We start from the raw sequence: 22,172 nt of genomic DNA, 5'->3' as shown, positions 1-22,172 counted from the left end.
TCGTTAATTTATCCATTGATCTCTTTGTATTTGCCCGGAGTAATCCCTTCATATTTCTTGAATACCCGGATAAAGGTCGCTGCCTCATTATAGCCTGCCAGCTTGGCAATGTCGGCAATTGATCCCTGTCTGGCCCGGATCATGGCCTTGGCCTGTCCGATCCGGTACTTGTTGATGTAATCCAGAACGCCTTCCCCCGTCTGATTCTTGAACAGCTTGGACAGATAGCTGCCCTTCAGATTGAAGTGCTCGCCGATCAGATTAACACTCAGATTCGAGTCGCTGTAATGCTCTTCAATATGCTCCGTTACCTTCACCACCAGATCACGCAGCGATTCGGCCCGTTCATGGGATACGTTCTGCTCCAGCCGGGCCGCAGCGTAGGCGCATACCTCGGCGAGCAGCGTCTGAAGCTCTGCCTTCATCTCCAGAATGGTGTCACAGGCAATAATCTTGTCCAGCCACAGCGGATTGTCCCCGAGCAGGCTGTTGTCCCCGCCGCCTAGCTCATTGACCGCCTTGACCATGGTTCCGGCCAGATTGAAGATCAGGCATCTGGCGAGGGTAAGCGAGGTGATAGGCTGATTGAAATTGCGGTCCGTCACCTCGCTGATCAGCCGGGTCGCCTGCTCAAAGTCGCCAACCTTGATCATATTAATAATCTGCTGCTCGACCTGAAGCGGGTAGTAGTATCCGGTCTGCGGATGATCCGCCTGTTCACTGCGGATCTCGTCATAGGTTATGATCTCCTGCTTGCCGAGCACCATCTTATACGCCATGGCATCGACGGCTTCACGATAGGCTTCGGCAATCCCGGGCAGAGAGGAATGGATGCCTCCGATGGATACGGTAAGATCCATCTGATAGCTGCTCAGGAACCGCTGTGCTTCAGCGGCAATGGTGGCCAGATCCTCTCTGAAGAGGGCGGATTCCGGCTCTCCGCAATTCACTAGGCATACCATCATCTCATCCACTTCGACCATGTAACCGGCGTGATGATAATGGCCTGCAAGCTCCTCCACCACATTGCTGATGATGAACTGGACCAGCTTGTTCTTCTCATTCAGGTCAATGCCCGGCAGCTGGGCCGACAGGCTCTCGCTATTCTCCACCACGAACAGGATCACCGCGAAATCATCCGAGCGCAGCTGAATATCGAAGGACTTCAGGGCTTCTTCGTAAGGAAGGAGGGTATCCATCTTCCCTTTCAGCAGCCGGTTGAGCATATTGGAGCGCAGCACATGCTGATGGATCTGCATTTGCAGCGCGATGGTCTCCTTCTCTCTCCTCGTATTCGAGATGGCCCGTTGAATAAAGCTCAGCTCATTCCAGTCGGTCCGTTCTTCATGGGAATTCTTGTCCGTCAGCAGCTGGACGAGCTTCTGGATCGGCGAATAATTGCGGCGCATGAAGAACCAGGTTAAGACTCCGGCACTCAGCAGACTGATGAACAGGCTGATATAGGTGAATCTCCGGACATACTCCGCCTTCTCCCAATAGATGCTGCTTGGAATCACCAGCACATATTTCAGTTTGGAGACGGAGGATTGAATATAGAACAGCTCCGAATCGCCGTCTCTCGCTGGCATATTGACCATCCGGCTGCCGTCCGGCGGCAAATGCTTCAGCAGGCTGTCCTGATTGATCGATACCGGCAGATTGGAGAGCAGCACTTCATTCTCTTCATTCAGGATGAGCACCTGTCCGCCGCTGAAGCCGGAGATACTCTCAATCGCTTGTTGAAACCTGCCGGTATCCGCCATAACCACAACCGTCCCCGTCTCCCGCCCGTTCAGATCCTTGGGCAGATGGATCAGATAGGCGATTCCGGTCCGGGGTTCAGCGGAATCGAGATGCGGCAGCAGCAGAAAACGGTTATTGGCCGATTGATGAATATTCTCCAGCCACTGTCCATAATTCATAGTTCCTGTGTTATGAATAGTGTTGAAAGCGGTTGCGAAATCGCGTACATTGCCCGGCCGGATGACAGCCGCCTCCTGCTCCCAGGTTACATAGAACTCATCAATTGACGCGTAAGAGGTCTGGTACATCCGGAATTCCTTGGCCAGCTGATAGGCGGTGAACTGGGCATCGCCGGAGGATTTGCTCGAATACATCAGATCCTGAAGCTTGGTGTTCCAGGTAATCTCCATATTCAGCCGTTTCATTAAATCAATCTGGGTATCAATCGTATACCGGACCTGCCTTAGCATGGAGTCGTTGGCACGGTGAATTTCGCTCTTCAGTGCCTGGCTGGACTGCATGTACACCAGCAGGCTGACTGCCATTGGTACAACCAGCACAGCGCTGTAGGAAACAAGCCAGGTCACGATAATACTCTTCCGTTTCTCCCACAAATATTTAAAATTCAAGAAGACCCCTCATATCTGTATGTTTTGGATTCAGCGTAACCTTATTATAACGGCCATCTCTGAAGAGGGAATGGTTAAAAAGTAGAAACCGATAGACAAAATCAGAAACAACCCGAACGGCCGGTGCCATTTCGGGTGTTCTGATAGATTGCCTGACAGGCTGGTACACACATGGGCAGAGCGGGCCCGCACTAGAAAATACGGTGCTTCCAGCCCGCCAGCCTGGCCATACTCTCGACAAAGAAATAGTCTCCGTAGATCAGCGACACATCCACATTGTCTCCGGCAGGCTTGTGCCCCGTACCATGCAGAAGGATCGCTTCATGCTCTGCATCTTCCCACGTTCCATAGTGCTCATACAGGGACTTCAGTATCCGTTCTGCGGATTCCCGGTAGACTCTTCCGTCTACAGCGGACAAGCTCTCCGCCAGCTCCAGCAGCCCTGATGCCGCACAAGCTGCTGCGGAAGTATCCCGCGGTTCACCGTCCAGGCTGCTGCCTGCCCGGAAGTCCCAATGGGCCACATGATCCTCCGGCAGGTGGGCGAGGAAGAAATGGGCTACGCGCCGGGCCGCATGCAGGAACGTCTTGTCCCCCGTATGGCGGTAAGTATTCGCCATGCCGTAGAGTGCCCAGGCAGTTCCCCGGCTCCAGCCGGAGTCCGGTGCATGGCCCTGGCCGCCCAGCACCTCCAGGACTTCGCCGGAATGCGGATCGAAGCTGACGATGTGTTTAACCGAGCCGTCTTCGCGGATGAAATGCTTAAGCACGGTCTCGGCGTGCGCCTGCGCGATCTGGGCGTACCGGGGATCGCCGGTCTGCCGCGAAGCCCAGAACAGCAGGGACAGGTTCATCGAGGTGTCGATGATGGAGCAGCCCGTTTTGTCGCCGTTCCAGGCCCGGATGAACCTGCCGTTCAAATTGTAGCGTCCCGCCAGAAAGTCCGCTGCGGACAAGCCCCGCCGCAGGGCATCCGGATCACCAGTCAGCGTGTGCTTGATTACAGCCGTCGGCAAAAACTGAAAACCGACATCATGATCGAAGGAATTCGGGGCCAGCGTTAGCCGTTCGAGCCGTTCATCCCAGTTCCAGGCCGCTTCGCGGTAAGCGGCTCTGCCGGTCATGTCATGCATAATCCACAGAATGCCGGGCCAGAAGCCCGACGTCCACCAGTCCAGCCGCTGATCGTCATATTTGCCGTTATCCTTGGCAACATGCGGCGATTTACCGCCGATTAGCGTCAGCATCTGCTCTGTTTTATGTTCCAGCTTCTCCCAGAGGACAGGAATATCAAGTAACTGCTGGATTGCTGCCATAACCAGTCTCCTTTTCAATAGTGGATTGGGGATTGCCGTCAGCCCTTAACAGAGCCGACCATGACCCCTTTGACAAAGAAACGCTGCACAAAAGGATACACGCACAGGATCGGTACCGTGGCGACCATAATCGTCGCGTATTTGATCGTCTCGCCAATCTGCTGGCGGTCGCCGGCGCTGGCTCCTGCTGACATGCTGTCCGTAGAATTCGCGATCAGAATCTCCCGGAGCACCAGCTGAAGCGGGTACAGCTCCCTGCTCCTGATGAATACAGAGGCATAGAACCAGCCGTTCCACTTGTCGACGGCATAATAGAGGATCATAACGGCAATCACCGGCATGGAGAGCGGAATAATGATGCGGAACAGAATCGTGAAATGATTAGCCCCGTCGATTTTGGCCGATTCCTCTAGGCTGTCGGGAATGCCCATGAAGGCCGTGCGCATGATAATCAGATTGAACGTGCTGATGGAGAAGGGCAGAATCGTAGACCACAGTGAATCCAGCAGCCCCACTCCCTTAACCACAAGATACATGGGGATCAGCCCGCCGTTAAAGAACATCGTAAAGAGGATCAGCAGCATAAACGTATTGTTCCAGAGCACATTTTTGCGGGACAGCACGTAGGCGCCCAGGGCCGTCAACACCAGATTCACGGCAAGTCCGGCCACGACGATAAACAGTGTATTGCGGTATCCGGTCAGAATGCCCGAATTGGCCAGCACGCTCCGGTATGCATCGAAGCTGATGCCAAGCGGACGCCACAGGATGCCTTTATGCACCATCAGCTGGCCGGCGTCACTGAAGGATGCGAACAGCACATACAGCAGCGGATAGAGCGTAACGATGATCAGAAAGACCAGCAGCACGTAGATGCCGGCATAGAAGATTTTATCGAAAAGAGAGCTTTGTTCCTTCACGGGTTCACCTCACCACAAGCTATTTTTGTTGACTTTACGGCTCACGTAATTCGCGGTAATCAGCAGGAACAGGTTGATTACCGAATTAAACAAGCCTACGGCAGAGCTGTAGCTCCAGCCGAATTCAAGCAGCCCTTTGCGGTAGACGAAGGACGAGATCACATCGGCTGTCTCATACGTGATCGGGTTGTACAGCAGGATGATCTTCTCGAAACCGACATTCAGCAGATTCCCCATCCGGAGAATCAGCATAATAGAGATGGTCGGCAGAATGCCTGGCAGTGTGATATAGAACATCTGCTTGATCCGGCTGGCTCCGTCCATCCGCGCCGCCTCATACTGCTCCACATCAATGCTCATCAGGGCGGCAATATAGATGATTGACTCCCAGCCGATCCGCTGCCAGATCTCCGAGAGGATGTAGATGGGACGGAATAACTCCGGCTTCTGCAGCATGGCCTGCCCGTCATAGCCGAAGAACGTAAACAGCCCGTTGATCACACCGTCAGCGTTCGTGAAGTCGGTAATAATTCCGCAAATGACTACGAGTGAAATGAAATAGGGCATATAGGTGATCGTCTGGGCCACCCGTTTGAATGACTTGCTGCGGATCTCGTTGATCAGCAGGGCCAGAATGATCGGCGCGGGAAATTCAAAGATCAGGGAGTAGAAGCTGATGACCAGCGTATTTTTCAGAATCCGCCAGAAGTAATAGCTGTTGAAGAAATCGTGAAAATGCTTCAGTCCGACCCAGTCGCTCCCGAGAATGCCCTTCATCGGCGAATATTCCTTGAAGGCAATCAGTGCACCGTACATGGGGGCATAATGAAAAATAAAATAATAAGCGATGACCGGAATCATCATCAGATACAGGTACTTGTTGATCCGGAAATCACGGAGAAAACGGTTTGTCGTCCGCGCAGGTGCCAGGGCTCTTTGTGCTGCGCCGGTTTGCATTTTTGCCATGCGGCTGTTTCACCTCAAATCCAGGGTTGAGCGAGGGCTTCCGCCCTCAGCCCATTGTTATCCGGCCATTATCTGGCGTTATAGCGGTCCAGTGCTGCCTTCTGGATTTCAATCGCACGGTCCAGTTTCAGCGACTTCATCTTGTCCACGTAGCTCTCATACTTCTCCAGCGGCTCCTGGCCGAGGATAATCTTCAGCGTCATTTCATCCACCAGCGTATTGATATCATTCATAATCGTCGCATACTCGGAGCTCTCCTCCGGAGTCGGTGTAATCGGCGGCAGATTGTATTTGTCCGCATCCGTGTTCTTCCAGATGCCCACCGCGTCACGCTGGGTCTGCAGGGCGAAGAATTGCTCGGCATAACGCTGATCCTGGACAAACGGACCGTTGTAGCTGCCGCGGGCATACTTCGAAATCGCCTGCGCCGGAGCCAGCTTGTCCGGATTCTTCAGCAGCAGGTCGGTGTATTTCGGATAGCCATCCTCCATATTGTAGCTGACGCCCTCCGTACCGAAGTTGAAGAACAGATGGCCTTCCTCGCTGTAGCCGTAATCCAGCATTTCCACGGCGAGCACCGGGTCCTTGGCTGAGGTTGTGATGGCTACCGTTCCTTCGGAGGCATAGGCCTGGCTCTTCTGTCCGAACTTAGGCGTTTCGCCTTTGTTCAGCACCGGATAAGGTGCGGCGACCAGCACAGCCTTCGGATCATTGCCTTCGACCAGCGGCTGCCATTTGCCGATCCCTCCGCCCGCGTTGCCTACGGATGCGCCGGTCTCTCCTGAAGCCATGTTGCCGTCCAGTGCTTTGGAATCTGAGGTGGCGATATTCTTGTCCAGCAGGCCGTCCGCATACCACTGGCGGAACAGCTTCAGGTATTCCTTGAAGCCGCTCTCGGCAGGGCCGAACTTGATCGCGCCGTCTTCCTGATAGAAGCCGCGGGTCACGCCGAAAGCCCCCAGGAAGGCGCCGTTGCCGGATTCATTGAAGAAACGCGGCTTGCTGACGACGGAGAACGGTGCGGCCGCCCCTTTTTTCTCCTTAAAGGCGGTCAGGGTCTTGGTCCAGTCATCAATGGTCTCCGGCACCGGCAGGCCCAGCTCATCCAGCCAGTCCTTGCGGATAATCGGCCCCTGGAACACGCGCAGGAACTCATCCCCCCGGATAAAAGGGAACGCATAATAGCTGCCGCTGTCCGTCTTGACCATCTTGTCAATGTCCGGATGATCCTGCAGATATTTCTTCAGATTCGGCGCATGCTTGTCAATCAGATCATTCAGCTTCAGAATGTATCCGTCATTGATCGCTTTCTCAGGCCCCCCCGGAAAGTCGCCCAAAAAGTTGTACTCAATCATATCCGGCAGATCGCCCGAAGCCAGCATGACATTAAGCGCTTCTTTGACCTGGCCGGTCGGCGGGGCCGTGAACTTCAGCGGAACGCCGGTTTGCTTTTGCCAATCCTGGAAAAAAGGAATTTCATCATGCGTCGCCGCAACACTGATCAGATTGCCATTGATTTCCCCCCAATAGGAGAGCTTCTCGTCCGTCTGGATCGGATAAGTGACCGGCCCACTTGCTTCGGTATCATTGGCCGTGTTGCCTGTATTGCCGTTGTTGCCCGCCGCCGCATTATTAGAAGAACAGGCGGAGAGCGATGCTGCGAGCATCATAAGAATCAGTGCAGATGTTAACCGTCTTTTCATTACATGACCTCCGAATAAGGTGTGGTGAGATGCATCTCTTCCACAGATTAACGAATGGGCAGGGCTTACGATATGGGCGAAAACAGGGATTGTATGCTGATTTCCGGCTGCTGCAGTGACAATTTCTCCAATGCAATGGGCAAAATCGCTCTGACAGCGCCATTTTGGGCATTTCTGGAGGGATTAGAGGGATTTATCCCTCTAATTTCCTCCCATAGCCTGCTGCCGGCCAATTCAGAGGGATTTATCCCTCTAATTTCCTCCCATAGCCTGCTGCCGGCCAATTCAGAGGGATTTATCCCTCTAATTTTCTCCCATAGCCTGCTGCCGGGCCAATTCAGAGGGATTTATCCCTCTAATTCCCCCCCATAGCCCGCTTCCGGGCCAATTTAGAGGGATTTATCCCTCTAATTTTCTCCCATAGCCTGCGGCTGGCCAATTTAGAGGGATTTATCCCTCTAATTTCCCCCATAGCCCGCTTCCGGGCCAAATTAGAGGGATTTATCCCTCTAATTTCTCCATGCGGGGTCTATTTTCAGGGACAAAAGATGAGTTGGTACTACGTATAAAATAAAAGCTTGGATTATCACCAAATGCTCAGCAATTTTTGCTCAACTGTCAGATTTCTTAAATTTCATGAAAAACCGCCCTGCATAATGAAGGCATCAGCTGCCATCATGCAGGGCGGTTCTAACGGGGATATCGCTTATGATACGTCTTAGCGGTCAATCGTTGCCATAATCCAGTCGGGGTAACGCTGCCCGGAGATTGTCCCCGGCGCCAATGCATCGTCCAGCCGCTTCATCTCGGCCGGATTAAGCGCGAGGCTGCCCGCGGCCACATTCTCTTCAAGGTATTTCCGGCGTTTCGTGCCGGGAATCGGCACGAAATCTGCACTCTTATGCAGGATCCAGGCCAGCGCGATCTGTGCGGGCTTCGCCTGCTTCAGTGCAGCGAGTTCATGCACAATCTGCGCAGCCTTCAGGTTAGCGTCATAATTGGCCCCCTGGTAGCGGGGATCGGCGCGGCGGGTATCGCCTTCGGCATACTCTTCCGAACGTTTCACCCCTCCTGCCAGGAATCCCCGCCCCAGCGGGCAGAACGGTACGAGCCCGATGCCCAGCTCGCGCAGCACAGGAATGATATCCGCCTCCAGATTACGCTCCCATAGCGAATTTTCACTCTGCAGCGCAGATACCGGATGAACCGCATGGGCGCGGCGGATGTTGCGGGCACCCGCTTCGGACAAGCCGAAGTAACGTACCTTGCCCTCTCTGACCAGATCACCTACTGTTCCGGCTACCTCTTCGATAGGCACAGCCGGATCAATGCGGTGCTGATAGAGCAGATCAATATAGTCGGTGCCCATCCGCAGAAGCGAGCCTTCTACCGCCTCGCGGATCTCCTCCGGCCGGCTGGCTCTCTCGGCACCGACCTGCTTGCCGTCCTTGAACCGGAAGCCGAACTTGGTTGCTAAGATGACTTCGCTGCGGCGGCCCTTGAATGCCCGGCCGAGCAATTCTTCATTCGTAAGGGGACCATATCCCTGGGCCGTGTCGAAGAAATTACAGCCGAGTTCAATGGCCCGGTGCAGTGTGGCATTGGACTCACCCTCATCCGCCGGTCCATAGGATTGACTCATTCCCATGCAGCCCAGGCCGATGGCGGGTACCTCCAGCCCCTGACTGCCAAGCTTGCGTGTGTGCAGTGTCATTATTCCTCCCCTCCAATTGTGAATTCCACATTCGTCAGCTGCTCACTCAGGCTCCAGAGGCGGTCCGCCGCTTCAGGGTCGACTGCGTGCGGCATCACGCCAAGTGCCAATGAGCCGATACGGCGGGCAGCCTCGTTACGGGTGACAGCTTCGGCATTCTCCACCAGCGGGGCAATATCGCAGTTCTCACAGTAGACGCCGCCCCTCCCTTCCAGCTGCGGGCTTAACGCGCACCATACACTGGTCGCTGCCCCCTGCTGTGCTGTTTTGAGATTCCGCGAAGGATCTAGAATAGGGTTGCCAGCTCCGTCAATCACACCGGCGGCTTGAAGTTCTTGGAAGGACAGATGCTCCTCGAGGCCCGTACCGGCGATGCTGCCCGGATGAACGGAGAAGGCACGTACGCCTTCGTCCCTGCCGCGCTTGTCCAGCGCCAGCGCGAACAAAATATTGGCCGTCTTCGACTGGCCGTAGGCGGACATGCGGTCATAGCTGCGGTGTACGAAGTTCGGATCTTCAAATATGACCGGGGATTGCCGGTGTCCCCATGAAGATACCGAGACGACTCTAGCCCCCTCGGCCTGACGCAGAGCGGGCCATAGACGGGCCGTCAGCTGAAAGTGTCCCAGATGATTGGTAGAGAAGTGAGACTCGTATCCCCTCTTATCGCGCACCAGGGGAGCAGCCATAATACCCGCACTGTTAATCAGTATATGCAGCGGCTGGCCTGTGGCAAGAAACAGTGCTGCGAAATCATCAATGGAGTACGGGTCCATCAGATCCATCCGCCCAATTCTGACATTGTCTATTCCGGCAAGTGCAGCTCCCGCTCTGGCGGTATCCCGCGCCGGGACAAGGACCTCTGCACCGGCCGAAGCCAGTGCGCGCACCGTTTCGAGCCCAATCCCGGAGTATCCGCCGGTAATAATGGCAGTGACGCCGCTGAGGTTTGTGCCGTGCAGAATCTCCTCGGCAGTTGTGGAGGCTCCAAAACCGGAGCCGATAGGTTGTTGCTGGTTAACTGTCATGATCCAGGACCTCCTTGAATAACATCTCAAGGCTATTATCGCTTGCCCTCCATAGACATCATAGACCGTTTCTGCCTAAAACTTGCCTAAAGCTGCAATCACTCTTTTACCATCCCATTCTGCCTATTGCTTCCGTACAAGTTACGGCTATACTGTACACTAACAGTACAGGCTAGAGAGAACTGAACCTATATAAACAGGAAGGCGGGATGTACAATGACAGAGCAACAGCTCGAGACCCGCTCCGCTCCTGGACAGAGTACCGGTAATCATCAGGAGCAGATCGCCGGGATCATCGCGCAGACTGAGAAAATCACCCTTGCGGACGGACGCCATCCCACTGTGATCCCGTATCTTTCGATTTCCCGCAACAGCCGGATAACCCCGCTGATTCCAAGTGTCTTAACGCCTTCCTTTTGTCTGATCCTACAAGGCATGAAGAAGCTGCACTACGGCTCAACCAGTCTTGAATATCTGCCGGGAGACTACATGGTGTCCATGATCCATCTCCCTGCCTTCGCGCAAATTGCCGGGGTCTCCAGGGAAATGCCTTATATCGGTCTTCGCATTGACATCACTACACAGGAAATCGCCTCTGTAATGACGCAGGCCGGAATCAGCATAAAGCCCAGAGACAAGAAGGTGAATAATGCCACCTTTATTGGCAAAGCCGACGCCAGCCTTCTGGAGGTGTTCAGCCGGCTGCTGAAGCTCACAGGCAACGGTAATCCCCGGGAAGCCGTCTATCTGTCCGGACTCATCAAGCATGAGCTGATCTTCAATTTGCTGACCGGCGATTACGGGCATTTGTTCCTGCAGGAGGTGCTCTTTGACCAGAATGCCGGAGGTATCGGCCAGGCCATCGCATGGATTCACCAGAATTACAGCCGCTCCTTCACCGTCCATGAGCTTGCTGATGCCCATAATATAAGCGTGTCCGGCCTGCATCATAAGTTCAAAGCCATTACGGCAATGGGACCGTTGCAGTATCAGAAGCAGCTGCGCCTCCAGGAAGCCAGACGGCTCATGCTGAGCGGTTCCATGGGTGCCACGGCTGCTGCCATGGAAGTAGGCTATGAGAGTGCCTCGCAGTTCAGCCGCGAATACCGCAGACTGTTCGGCCTCCCGCCGCTCAAGGATATCCGGGCTGTGCGAAGAAGCATCGACCCAGGTGAGTTCTAGCAGCCGATTGGGAAGTCTGACGCTCCCGAAGTATACTAGAGAAGCTGGTCCCAACTATTACTATCCGCAGACGCATCTATAGCGATTATAGCCTGCACACCTGCCAGAAAGAGGTTGTACACATGTCGTTGTCTTCTTATTCCGCTCATGATGCTCTGGGGCTTGCCGCCCTTGTTAAGGCACGTGAAGTCTCACCCCGCGAGCTCGTGGAAACCGCCTTCGCCCGGCTCGATGAAATGAATCCGCTGCTGAATGCAGTAGTCCGCACCCGGCGGGAGGCAGCGCTGAAGGAAGCGGATGAGATGCCGGTTCTTGATGATGACACTTCCCGGCCGTTTGCCGGCGTGCCCTACCTGCTGAAGGATATCTCCCAGGCGATCGGCGGAGAACCGCTGACTTCGGGTGCCCTGCTCATGAAGGACAATATTGCCAAGCGGGACTCTAATTACGTAGCCCGTATCCGCCGCGGCGGCTTCATACCGCTGGGACACACGAATACCCCGGAATTCGGCCTCAAAAATATTACCGAGCCCCTGCTCCACGGCCCGGCTCGTAATCCGTGGAACCCCGCCTATTCCCCCGGCGGTTCCAGCGGTGGTGCTGCGGCGGCCGTAGCCGCAGGGATCGTTCCGGCCGCCGGAGCCAGTGACGGTGGCGGCTCCATCCGCATACCGGCCTCGTTCACCGGCCTGTTCGGACTGAAGCCGACGCGCGGGCGCACGCCGGTCGGCCCGGGTATCGGCCGCCAGTGGCAGGGCGCGTCGATCGACTTCGCCCTGACGCGGACTGTGCGCGACAGTGCCGCGATGCTTGATCTGCTTCAGGTGGTGCAGCCGGAAGCTGCTTTTCAGACCCCGCTGTATCCGGGGGTCTATCTGGATGATCTGCTGAAGCCTGCGCAGCGGAAGCTGCGGATTGCGTACACTACAGCTTCGCCGGTGGGTACACCGGTATCGGAAGAAGCTGTACAAGCTGTGATGAACACTGTAAAGTGGCTGGAATCGGAAGGCTATGCAGTCGAGGAAAAGCTGAGTCCGGTTAACGGGGTCAGACTGATGGATAACTACTATACGATGAATGCCGGTGAGGTATCGGCGATGTTCCTGTCGCTCGAGAGCGGTATGGGCCGTACGATTGCGGCAAGCGAAGTGGATATTGTTACCTGGGTGCTGGCCGAAGCCGGTAAACAGGTCTCAGCTGCAGAATTCGTACACAGTCTGCATGAATGGGATGTGGCCGCCGCGCAGATGGCGGCGCTGATGGACCGGTTCGACCTGTACATCACGCCTGCGAATGCGGATTCCGCACCGAAGATCGGGGAGCTGACCCAGACGCCTGAGGAGATTCAGCAGCTGCTGGAAGTCAGCAGTCTGTCCAAAGACGCTCAGCGGCGGATGATCTATGAGATGTTCGAGCCCAGCCTAGCCTATACGCCTTTCACCCAGCTGGCGAATCTGACCGGTCAGCCGGCGATGAGCGTACCAGTGCATCTCACGGCGGAAGGCCTGCCGATCGGGGTTCAGGTCATGGCCTCCAAAGGCCGTGAGGACCTGCTGCTCCAGCTGGCCGCTTGTCTGGAACAATCACCGCTGTGGGTGGGAATGAAGGGGAACCCGCTGTTTGCCTGATATGTATTTGCTGAGGCTGAGTGTGTGTAAAGCTGGACGAGATGCAGACTGACTGCGGCTGCGTGCGATGTATGCTGGCGGAACGAGGGCTATACGACTAATAAGTGGAATAACAACACTTAATTCCCTCGAAATTTTCGAATATGAGATTTTAGTTGGATAAACGACACTTAATTCCATGCATATTGGCTGATATGAGCATATTGGGCACAATTAAGTGTCATAAATCCATCTAATTCCGATTCAGCAGATGGCGCGAAAAATTAAGTGTCATAAATCCACTTATTACAGCTTCCGGCTGTAATTTATCATAGTTCTGTCTATGAACGGATTAGCTGAGTATTATGAATATGCAGATTAGCCTAGACGCAGCTTCTGGCTGCTCTCACTGTGCATATGAATTGAAAGGTTACTCTTAATAGCAAAGGTTGTCCCGGCAGGAATACTCTACATTTCATAACTCACACGCATCATGTAGGCTTGCCTGCCGGAACAACCTTATAATTGAAGCACTTAGCGGGGCCGCTGCCTGCGCAGGGGTTACGCCAAAAAGCACATAAGAATAACAAGGAATCCAGCAGGCCATCCCGCTGCTCCCGGACCGCGAAATATGCTTTTTAACATCCGCTTCATTACATATACTTCCTCGCACGCTCATTGTCTTGGTGCCAACAACGCTCATTCAAAAGAATGACCAGGCAGGCTCCCTGCTCTCCATCACTTCACCGCCAGCCGCAGACATCTCATATTAGAGTACTCATAGCCCGCCGCTTCATAAAAATGCAGCGCCCGCGCGTTCTCCGCATCGGCCAGCAGGGTGATCCGCAGAAATCCGCGCTCTTTGGCGTAAGCAACTATACCGTCCATGAAAAAGCGGCCGCTGCCCTGCCTCCGCTCTTCAGCTGCTACAATGAAATCCTCCAGCATGATTACCGGCCCGCCTTCGAACGTGCTGAACGCAAACACCAGATTCACCATACCAGCCACCTTATCTCCCCGTTTGAGCAGCAGTAATTGACCGCGTTCCGGATGCGCCAGAATCAGCCGCAGTCCCGCCCTCTGCTTATCCAGGTTAGCCGCCGCACTGGCGAAATCCTGCTCCATTCCAAACAGCTCCTGCAGCAGCAGGCACATTTCTTCCAGATGCTCTGTCCCGGCTTTGGCTATCGTCAGCATAGTCCCGTTTCATCTCCGTTTCCATTTTATTTGGAATGGCTTAAGGCTCTGATGATGCTGAAAATAGCGTGATGATTAATCTCTTGCCCCTATCATAAATGATTCCTGCCGTAATCAACTGTGACTTTTCCCCTGTGAAAAAGAAGGCCGCTAAACGATACTGTATGTGAGATTCATGCAAGAAGCAGCCTACTACGAATAAAAGGACTGAGATCATGACCAGAAGTATTATTGTTACAGGCGGAGCCATTATTAAAGATAAACACGGCCGGATATTGTTACAACAACGGTCTGATTACGGGGATTGGGGATTGCCCGGCGGGGGAATGGAGGCCGGTGAAACGATTGAAGAGACCATGATCAGAGAAGTTAAAGAAGAAACCGGACTTGAGGTCAATCACTATAATCTACTCTCCATTTATACAGGAGCAAGAATGATGTACACCTATCCTAATGGAAATGAAGTTGTGTTTGTCATGATCTGAGAAAAGGCCATAGGACTTCTAAGAACCTGATCATGTTCTATAAAATAACAGCAGGCGCCATGGACTTTGTTGTGTCCATGGCGCCTGCTGTTCCTACGGCGCGTCCATCCGCGACACCAGATACTCGCGCAGACTGCTGTACTCCCCGCCGCTGCGGATGTCAGCGAAAGAGCGGCTAACGCTGCCTTCAGTGAGCGGATTGGCGAAGTCCTCGACAATTCTGCCCGGTCCGGGATGCATGACAATCAGGCGGCTGGACAGCAGCAGGGCCTCATCCACATCATGGGTGATGAAGAACATGCATTTCCCGGTCTTGCGCCAGATCTCCCGCAGGTGAATCTGCATATTCTCGCGGGTCAGGGCGTCCAGCGCGCTGAACGGCTCGTCGAGCAGGACGATCTCCGGCTCGGCAGCCAGGGTGCGGGCGATAGCCGCCCGCTGCTTCATGCCTCCGGAGAGCTGATGCGGATACAGCCCGGCTGAGGCCGTAAGGCCCATCAGCTCCAGTAAATAAGCGACACGCTCCCTGCGCTCAGCCTTGGGCTGGTTCTTCATCCGCAGCCCGAACTCAATGTTACGGGCTAGCGTCAGCCAGGGAAAAAGGTTCGCCTGCTGGAACACCACGCCGACCTCGGAATCCGGCCGGGTATGGCGTTTGCCGTTAATGGCGATGCTGCCCTGCGAAGGCTTCAGGTACCCGGCGATAATGTTCAGCAAGGAGGTTTTACCGCAGCCCGAAGGTCCAAGGACTACAACGAATTCACCCGGTGTCAGCTGCAGGTTAACATCCTGCAGCACCTGCCTTGCTGTGGTCCCTCTGCCATAGGTGAGGCCGATGCTCTCCAGCAGGATACCCTGTCCGCTGCCGTTGGAGGTTACCGGTACCGCAGCAGCTCCGGCCATACCGGAAGCCGCCCCCCTGCGTCCGCTCTCCCCGTAATTCCCGGCACTCAGTACACCTGTACCACCGGGACCGTCCAGTTTTTCTTCCAAGATCATCGCGCCACCCGCCTCCTTGTCATTGCTGGTCTAATTACCGGTATACAAATCGCTCCGCAAAGCCTGCTGGTAGACCGAGAGGTCAGGTGAATCGGTGATCGACTTCTGCTCTACAAGGAAATCACCCGTGTCCTTCAGCAGCTGTCCGAATGCGCCCGGCTGATCCGGCGTGCCCATATATTCAGGGGCTGATTGCTGCGAGGCATCCAGCACGATAATTTCATTCATCGCCTTAAGCGTGGCTTCGGCGCTAAGTCCAAGCTCAGCAGACATCGCTTCCGCCGACTCCTGCGGGTGATCCCGGTAATATTTCACCGCTTCATCCAGCACAGCGATATAGCCCTTAACGGCATTCGGATACTTCCCGATGAAATCCTTGTGCACCACGCCGAACTCTCCGGTAATGCCGCCTTTGGCCGCCACATCGGCTGAGGTAATTATGACCTTGCCGCCATCCTCCACCAGCTTCGACTGGCTCGGCTGCCAGGTATAAGCGCCGTCGATATCGCCTCTCTGCCAGGCGGCAACGATGTCGGGAGCCTGCATATCAAGTATGGTAATGGATGCAGGATCAATGTTCTCCTGCTTCAGTGCCGACAGCAGGCTGAAATGCGAGGTGGAGCCGAAGGTGGTAGCGATCTTGTGGCCTTTGAGCTCGGCGAGGGAGCTGATTCCGGCAGCACTCTTGACTACCAGTGCCTCACTCTCGCCGATGACATCATGAATATAATAGATTTGATCCGGCAGACCTTGGGCCACACCGGACGCTCCCGGAGGGGTACCCAGCAGGCCGAAGTCGATTCCGCCGCTGGCAATCGCCACGTTCACGTCGCGGCCGGAATCGAACTTGAGCCAGGATATTTCGATATCGGGATATTTCTTCTCCAGCAGGCCGAGGGACTTGGCCAGCAGCTCTCCGTTCGGTGAGACCTGATAGCCGATGCGGATTTCCTTCGGCAGCTCTTCCGCCGCTGCAGGTGCTGGCGTAGCTTCCTCAGCCACCGCTGCAGCTGCCTCCGTAGCGTTGGCGTTCTCTGTGGCAGCCGCCGCTTTCGCTGTATTACCGCTGTTCCCGCTATTGCTGGCAGAATTGCCGCAGCCGGATACCACCACCAGCAAAGCGAATATTGCCAGAAGGGTCCCTAAGCGAAACTTTGAATGAAGCTGTTTCATATATTTTCTACTCTCCTTTTATGAAAACCATAGTTATTCATTGCTCCGTCCAAGGCGATACACGCCGGATTAAGCTGCGGATAATCAGATCAATCACGATGGCGATCAGTGCCATGATGATAATGCCCAGATACATAATATCGCTGCGCAGGAACTTGCTCGCATCCAGCACCAGCCAGCCGACTCCAGATACGGCAGCCACCATCTCCGCAGCTACCAGTGTGGAATAGCTTACCCCGACTGCGGTCCGCAATCCGGTTAACAGCTCAGGCAGCACCGAGGGAAAGATCACGAAGGCATACAGCTTCCAGCCCCGTGCGCCCAGCGATCTGGCCCCGTTGATCCGGTCCGGACTCAGCCGCTGCACACTGAACACGGCCGTAATGAAGAGCGGAGCGAAAGCCCCGAGAAACAGCAGCAGCACCTTCGACACATCTGTAATGCCAAACCAGAGAATGAGTAAAGTGTAGTAGGCAAGCGGCGGCAGCGGCCGGTAGAATTCGATAAAAGGATCAATAACCGCGCGCAGCACCCGGTAACGTCCGCACAATATTCCTAGCGGCACAGCCGTAACAAAGGCTGCGGCCAGCGCGAGAAACAGCCTGCGCATGCTGGTGCCGATATGATTCAGCAGCGTTTGGCCTTTGTACCCTTCATGCAGAACATCGGTGAAGGCTGCCCATACGGTCTGCGGCTCCGGCAGGAACAGCGGATTCACCCACTCTCTGGCACTGACCAGCCACCACAGCAGCAGTGCGGCCAGCAGGGAAGCCACCGAAATTCCCCGGTACAGCCATTCTTTGGACCAGCCTGCTGCTGCAGGCGGTAACGCGGATGCCGTTGATTCAACCGGATTCCGGCCGTTGCCCTTTGGTTCGCTAACGCTGATACTCTGCCCTTCCTCAGGACGCGCTGCCTTCGGTGTATTGCTCTGCATGTTGCGGGTCTCCTCTCTCTTGCCGGCATACAAAAAGGCCTGACTCCGGCAAGCAGGGCAGTTTCCGCCCTTGCTCCGGCTAATCAGGCCTCCGGCTGTCCGGTAGGCTTGTACCTGAATTTATGAATTTATTATTCTGAACCCGTTACGATGTCAGCCTTAAGCCGATCATGCCGATAATAATGATGGCCAGGCATATCAGTTTGGACGGTCTAAGCGATTCTCTATACACCATGGCCCCCAGCACGACCGCTCCGCAGGAGCCGATGCCCGTCCACACGGCATAGGCCGTCCCGACAGGTATCGTCATTACCGAGCGCGACAGGCAATAGAAGCTAAGTGCAAGGGCGGCAACTGCGGCAACAGAGGGCCAGAGCCGACGGAATCCCCGGGAATATTTTAATAGAGGAACACTGGCGACCTCCGACAATCCGGCAATGATCAGCAGCAGCCAGCCCACTAGCGCAGGCCTCCTTGTTCACGGTCTGCCGGGGACGTCGTTGACAATGGCAGGAAGTGCCCTTTCTTCAGTGCCCGGCCAGGCTCACCGCCCCGAAGCGCTGCATCTGCTTCACCGCCGCCTTCCTGCGGCTCACTCTCATCCCCAGCCGTCAGCTTCAGGCCGATCATGCCACAGAGCAGCAGTAGAATGAAGAAGATCCGCCAGAACCCGGCGGGTTCGCTCAGCAGCAGCATTCCGGCGGCGGCAGTGCCTGCCGCCCCGATGCCGGTAAATACGGTATATGCGGTTCCAACAGGCAGCCGCATCATGGCTTTTACATATAAGGTATAGCTTATTCCAATGCAGCACAGGACCAGCAGGCTCGGCCAGAACAGGCGGAAGCCTTGACTGTATTTCAGCCCGGTGGCCCAGAAGATATCCACCAGTCCTCCGACAACAACATAGAACCAGGCCGACATGCTGCTGTCCTGCAATGCAGAAGTCTGTTTCAGTGCATTCATATCTGTGCTTCTCCTTATCCGTCTAGCCGATGAACTGGAGCATGGAGCTGAAGGATTTGATCGTTTCCATCATTTCTTTCTCCATTAAGGAGAGATGGTGCCGCTTCGTCCAGGCCAGGACAATCGACACATCCAGCTCCGTATCGGCAATATCGAGCGGCACAATGCTGCCCTTGTTCAGGAAATAATCACTCATGAATTTCGGGGCAAAAGCTGCGCACAGGTTCTGGCCGATCACATTCTCCAGCATCGGAAAGCTGTCCAGCCGGTAGGCTACGTTGTAGTCTCCGTGCTTCTGCAGCAATTCGGACACCCAGCAGTCGGTGGCGAACTCTGTATTATACAGCACCAGCGGCTGGGCCAGCGCTTCCTGCAGGGGAACTGCCCCCCGGCCTGCCAATTCTGAATCCTTGCTGACAAGCAGCACCAGCCGGTCGCGGAACAGCTCTTTGATGCAGAGATCCTTCTCCTCTTGTTGTCCGCAGGTCTTCATAACGACACCGAAGTCCGCCTTGCCGGCCGCAATGTCGCGCAGATTATTGTTCGATTCCCCGACCTTCATCAGCACATTGACACCAGGATGCCTATATTTGAACGTAGTTAGCGCATTGACCATGATCGTGTTGCTGATGAACGGCTCCACCGCAAGATGGATACTCCCGGTCATGGCCTGCGTATTCTCCTCAGCCAGTGCCTTGATGTCCTCCAGCAGGTCGATAGCTTCCATCGCCTTCTGAATCACAGCCTGGCCGATATCGGTCGGCTGAACGCCCTGGTTGGTCCGCTTAAACAGCAGAATGCCGAGTTCAACCTCAAGCTTGGATACCGATGAGCTCAGCGCAGGCTGGGAAATGTAGGAGCGCTCGGCAGCCGTCGATATGGAGCCCGTTTGGGCTATCGCCACTATATGATAGAGCTGTTCCAGACGCATGGCTTCTCCCTCTTGATTCTTAATAGCCTCATTATATAACTATAAAACCAATGTGACTACTAGGAAAAAAGTCTGGCTTCATTTCCTGCTGCGTCCTGCTACGCCAGTGTTCAAGGCACCCATTGCTTTAACTGCTCCACCAGTACCGGATGCGGGTGAAACCCGCCAAGCCGCAGCTTGACCTCGCCGTTCAGGAACAACACCAGCTGCGGGATGCCCCGCAGGCGCAGACTCTGAAACAGCAGCCGGTATTTGCCGGCATCTACGCCATACACATTCATCCGGCCCTGGAAATCATGGGCTATGGCCTCGGCTACCGGGAACAGCTGCCTGCAGATTTTGCAGCGCCGGGAGCCGAAGAAGACAAGTACAGGACCTTCACTGCCGAAAGCGAGCGCTTCGAATTCACTGTCCGTAATATGGGAGACCGGCCTGCGCGGAATTTCCGGGCGCATGCTTACGCTCCGCCCCCCGTACCTGCTGTCACTGGCTCTCCCGCCTCTGCGGGTTGTCCTGCCGCCGGAATTTCCTCCTCCGCAGAACCGGCCAGAATCTGATAGATGATCCCGCCCTCAGCATTCTCCGGCACCGGGGACCCGGTAAGATGGCAGATGGTCGGCACGATATCAACGACTTTGACTTTGCGGCCGATGACTTCCCCGCTCTTCACCCCGGCTCCCAGGGCAATAAACAAAGCTCTCATGGAGTACCCCAGCAGAGTGTGGTTGCTGAGGCCGTTGCCGTGGCAGCGGGTGAAGTCAGGCTCAAGGATGTAGAAAATATCGCCGGAGTTCTCTCCGCCAAGACCCACGACTTCCATGTCATTACGGTTCAGCGCGAAGCTGATGACTCTTCTGCCTGTTTTGGGATCACGGTAGCTGTACAAATCATCGATGATCTTCGCTACAGTCTTGTCATATTCCGCCGGATCTACAATCCCCTGCGGATCACGGCCTTTTACATTCAGATAGATGAATGTGGCGCGCTGGGCAACGGCCGTCGTGCGGCTCCAGTCGATCTCATAGCTGCCTCCGCTTTCCTTAAGCTGCGTGTACCCCAGATCACCGAGAATACCGACGTTGATCCCCCACATGTCGCCGATCAGCGGATGATCAGTCTCGGGGTTCTTCGCCACTCCCGCATGGTCGGAGACAATAAAGGCCGCCGTCCCGCCATCCAGCCGGTCCAAGAGAGCGCTGATGAAGCGGTCGCTGATCTCATAGATTTTATAGATAATCTCCTGATAACGTTCATACTCCGCAGACGCAGCGGGCAGCGTATGGTCCAGGTAGAAATGATTGAACATATCAATACCATGCATGTGAGTGTAGAACAAATCCCACTCGTTGTTATCCAGCAGATGATTGATCGCATCCACATGCCAGCTGTACATTTCCTCAATCGACTCCAGCAGCACCTGATCCGCCTGCGGATTCAGACGGCTGTAATTGGAGGGCTGTAGCATCGGACCGACTTTGCTGTATAGCTCCTCTCCGATATTTTGCGGATAAAAGTATTTGCCCGTCTTCAAATCGAGCACGTATGAGGCGTAGAACTTAAAGCTGTTACCGGCGGGGTCCAGCTCCAGCACACGGATTTTGTAGGCGACTGGAATGTCCGCGCCCTCTATGCTGTAGGTGTCATAGATCCAGCCGCTCCATTCTCCGGGTCCGGCTTCACCGAGAGGTTCTGCTGCCGTTTTGGAGGCATAAATCTGAATTCTGCTGTACTGCCCTTGCTCGTCGGCAACCAGCAGACCGTACCGTCTGGCCTGGCCGTTATTTACCGGAACCGCGAACTCACGCGCTCCTGCCGGAGCAGAAGTCCAGCCTTCAGCCGGTCTCAGCGGCGTATAGATCTGATCCGCAGTCGGCACATCTGCAGACAACTCTCCATCCTGGGTCGTCGTGACCAGCCCCGGCTGGGTATAGCCATAGCCTTCGTAAGTATCCTTGCTGATCTCGGCCTTCTGCGACGTTTCTTCTCCTTCAAACCGGCAGTTGGCCCCGGTATTATCCACGACATGGGGGATTTCAATTAGCTCGGTATATTCCGCGCGGCCTTCATATACTTTCTCATAGTCAATGTAACCGCGCAGATTGGTGTAGATGCTCGTTCCGTCCACATAGATTGCATCCTCCACCTGCGGCGGCCAGGACGTTGGATAGTTGAAAATAATACTCTTTTTGCCCGCCCGTGCATAAGCCTGCCAGATGGTCTCCGCCTTCAGCAGCCCCGAGTCAAAGCCGTAATCCAGCACATCCAGCTCATTGCCGAGCGTATGGTTCCAGAAGCAGGTAATGCCGTGGGTCGCCGGATACGCGCCCGTAGCAATAGATGCCCAGTTCGGCGGCGTTATCGCCGGAAGCACGCTCTGCATACCCAGATCGCTGGTGGTTACACCGGCATCGAGCGCTCTTTTGAAACCCGGAAGCTTGCCTTCTGCCACATATTTGCGGATGACTGCAGGATCTGCGCCGTCAAGACCCAGCAGCATTACCTTCTTCGCTTTGCTGTTGATGCTGTTATTGTTGTCGCTGTTGTTGCTGCTGCCGTGAGCACCATCTTTGCCGTTTGCCATAACCTCACTCCGTCCAGGGATATTTAGATATTCCAATGAGATAACTAGGAATTAATCTCTGTGGTTATTATAGACGGCAGCCCGTGAGCTTGTTAAAT

At 54.9% G+C, this 22,172-nt stretch carries 18 protein-coding genes and 1 pseudogene; 3 read left to right on the top strand and 16 right to left on the bottom strand.

Annotated elements, in window-relative coordinates; genetic code table 11:
- Positions 1-8: 8 nt before the first annotated feature.
- The 7 genes from GC101_RS20855 to GC101_RS20825 all read right to left on the bottom strand — a co-directional run bounded on the left by GC101_RS20855 (position 9) and on the right by GC101_RS20825 (position 10,019).
- Positions 9-2,372 (bottom strand): helix-turn-helix domain-containing protein, encoded by a 2,364-nt coding sequence (locus tag GC101_RS20855; RefSeq protein ID WP_246354433.1) that lies wholly within the window; start codon positions 2,370-2,372, stop codon positions 9-11.
- 191 nt (positions 2,373-2,563) lie between these two features.
- The gene (locus GC101_RS20850) at positions 2,564-3,688 is read right to left on the bottom strand and encodes a glycoside hydrolase family 88 protein (RefSeq protein WP_171718815.1); all 1,125 of its coding nucleotides are present in this window, start codon (positions 3,686-3,688) and stop codon (positions 2,564-2,566) included.
- Between the two features lie 38 nt (positions 3,689-3,726).
- Positions 3,727-4,608, bottom strand: a complete 882-nt coding sequence (locus GC101_RS20845) for an ABC transporter permease subunit (protein WP_171718814.1) — start codon at positions 4,606-4,608, stop codon at positions 3,727-3,729.
- 9 nt (positions 4,609-4,617) lie between these two features.
- Positions 4,618-5,565 (bottom strand): ABC transporter permease, encoded by a 948-nt coding sequence (locus GC101_RS20840; protein ID WP_047014013.1) that lies wholly within the window; start codon positions 5,563-5,565, stop codon positions 4,618-4,620.
- Positions 5,566-5,642: 77 nt separating this feature from the next.
- Positions 5,643-7,277, bottom strand: coding sequence for a type 2 periplasmic-binding domain-containing protein (locus GC101_RS20835; protein ID WP_171718813.1), 1,635 nt, complete (start codon positions 7,275-7,277; stop codon positions 5,643-5,645).
- Positions 7,278-7,995: 718 nt separating this feature from the next.
- On the bottom strand, positions 7,996-8,991 hold the full coding sequence (locus GC101_RS20830; protein WP_171718812.1) for an aldo/keto reductase: 996 nt from the start codon (positions 8,989-8,991) through the stop codon (positions 7,996-7,998).
- Complete coding sequence (locus GC101_RS20825; RefSeq protein ID WP_171718811.1) at positions 8,991-10,019, bottom strand: oxidoreductase; 1,029 nt, start codon at positions 10,017-10,019, stop codon at positions 8,991-8,993. Before GC101_RS20825 ends, GC101_RS20830 begins: the two co-directional genes overlap by 1 nt.
- A gap of 216 nt (positions 10,020-10,235) precedes the next feature.
- Here GC101_RS20825 and GC101_RS20820 point away from each other — a divergent pair, with 216 nt between their 5' ends.
- Positions 10,236-11,201 (top strand): AraC family transcriptional regulator, encoded by a 966-nt coding sequence (locus GC101_RS20820; RefSeq protein ID WP_171718810.1) that lies wholly within the window; start codon positions 10,236-10,238, stop codon positions 11,199-11,201.
- Between the two features lie 122 nt (positions 11,202-11,323).
- On the top strand, positions 11,324-12,829 hold the full coding sequence (locus GC101_RS20815) for an amidase (protein WP_171718809.1): 1,506 nt from the start codon (positions 11,324-11,326) through the stop codon (positions 12,827-12,829).
- Between the two features lie 717 nt (positions 12,830-13,546).
- Here the strand turns inward: GC101_RS20815 and GC101_RS20810 are convergent.
- Positions 13,547-14,005 carry a GNAT family N-acetyltransferase gene (locus GC101_RS20810; protein ID WP_171718808.1) on the bottom strand — a complete coding sequence of 153 codons (459 nt, stop codon included), beginning with the start codon at positions 14,003-14,005 and terminating at the stop codon, positions 13,547-13,549.
- A 215-nt stretch (positions 14,006-14,220) separates the two neighbouring features.
- Between GC101_RS20810 and GC101_RS20805 the strand changes: the two genes are divergently transcribed.
- Positions 14,221-14,490 carry an NUDIX domain-containing protein gene (locus tag GC101_RS20805; RefSeq protein ID WP_171718807.1) on the top strand — a complete coding sequence of 90 codons (270 nt, stop codon included), beginning with the start codon at positions 14,221-14,223 and terminating at the stop codon, positions 14,488-14,490.
- 93 nt (positions 14,491-14,583) lie between these two features.
- On the opposite strand, the gene GC101_RS20800 is transcribed toward GC101_RS20805, so the two are convergent.
- The 8 genes and pseudogenes from GC101_RS20800 to GC101_RS20765 form a co-directional block, all read right to left on the bottom strand.
- Positions 14,584-15,489 carry an ABC transporter ATP-binding protein gene (locus GC101_RS20800; RefSeq protein ID WP_246354432.1) on the bottom strand — a complete coding sequence of 302 codons (906 nt, stop codon included), beginning with the start codon at positions 15,487-15,489 and terminating at the stop codon, positions 14,584-14,586.
- A 30-nt stretch (positions 15,490-15,519) separates the two neighbouring features.
- Positions 15,520-16,662: a taurine ABC transporter substrate-binding protein gene (locus GC101_RS20795; protein WP_171718806.1), complete on the bottom strand. Its 1,143-nt coding sequence runs from the start codon at positions 16,660-16,662 to the stop codon at positions 15,520-15,522.
- A gap of 37 nt (positions 16,663-16,699) precedes the next feature.
- Positions 16,700-17,599 carry an ABC transporter permease gene (locus GC101_RS20790; protein WP_083442783.1) on the bottom strand — a complete coding sequence of 300 codons (900 nt, stop codon included), beginning with the start codon at positions 17,597-17,599 and terminating at the stop codon, positions 16,700-16,702.
- A gap of 145 nt (positions 17,600-17,744) precedes the next feature.
- Positions 17,745-18,059, bottom strand: coding sequence for an SMR family transporter (locus GC101_RS20785; protein ID WP_171718805.1), 315 nt, complete (start codon positions 18,057-18,059; stop codon positions 17,745-17,747).
- A 125-nt stretch (positions 18,060-18,184) separates the two neighbouring features.
- Positions 18,185-18,520, bottom strand: a pseudogene (locus GC101_RS20780) (DMT family transporter); the annotation flags it as partial.
- A 64-nt stretch (positions 18,521-18,584) separates the two neighbouring features.
- Positions 18,585-19,493, bottom strand: coding sequence for a LysR family transcriptional regulator (locus tag GC101_RS20775; protein ID WP_171718804.1), 909 nt, complete (start codon positions 19,491-19,493; stop codon positions 18,585-18,587).
- A 110-nt stretch (positions 19,494-19,603) separates the two neighbouring features.
- Positions 19,604-19,948, bottom strand: a complete 345-nt coding sequence (locus GC101_RS20770; RefSeq protein WP_171718803.1) for a thioredoxin family protein — start codon at positions 19,946-19,948, stop codon at positions 19,604-19,606.
- Between the two features lie 2 nt (positions 19,949-19,950).
- Positions 19,951-22,074 (bottom strand): alkaline phosphatase family protein, encoded by a 2,124-nt coding sequence (locus GC101_RS20765; protein ID WP_171718802.1) that lies wholly within the window; start codon positions 22,072-22,074, stop codon positions 19,951-19,953.
- Between the last annotated feature and the right edge of the window lie 98 nt (positions 22,075-22,172).

The sequence above is a fragment of the Paenibacillus phytohabitans genome (assembly GCF_013141775.1).
GTDB lineage: Bacteria > Bacillota > Bacilli > Paenibacillales > Paenibacillaceae > Paenibacillus_AQ > Paenibacillus_AQ phytohabitans.
The sequence above is the reverse complement of the archived record's forward strand: the minus strand, read 5'-3'. Positions and strand labels throughout refer to the sequence as shown.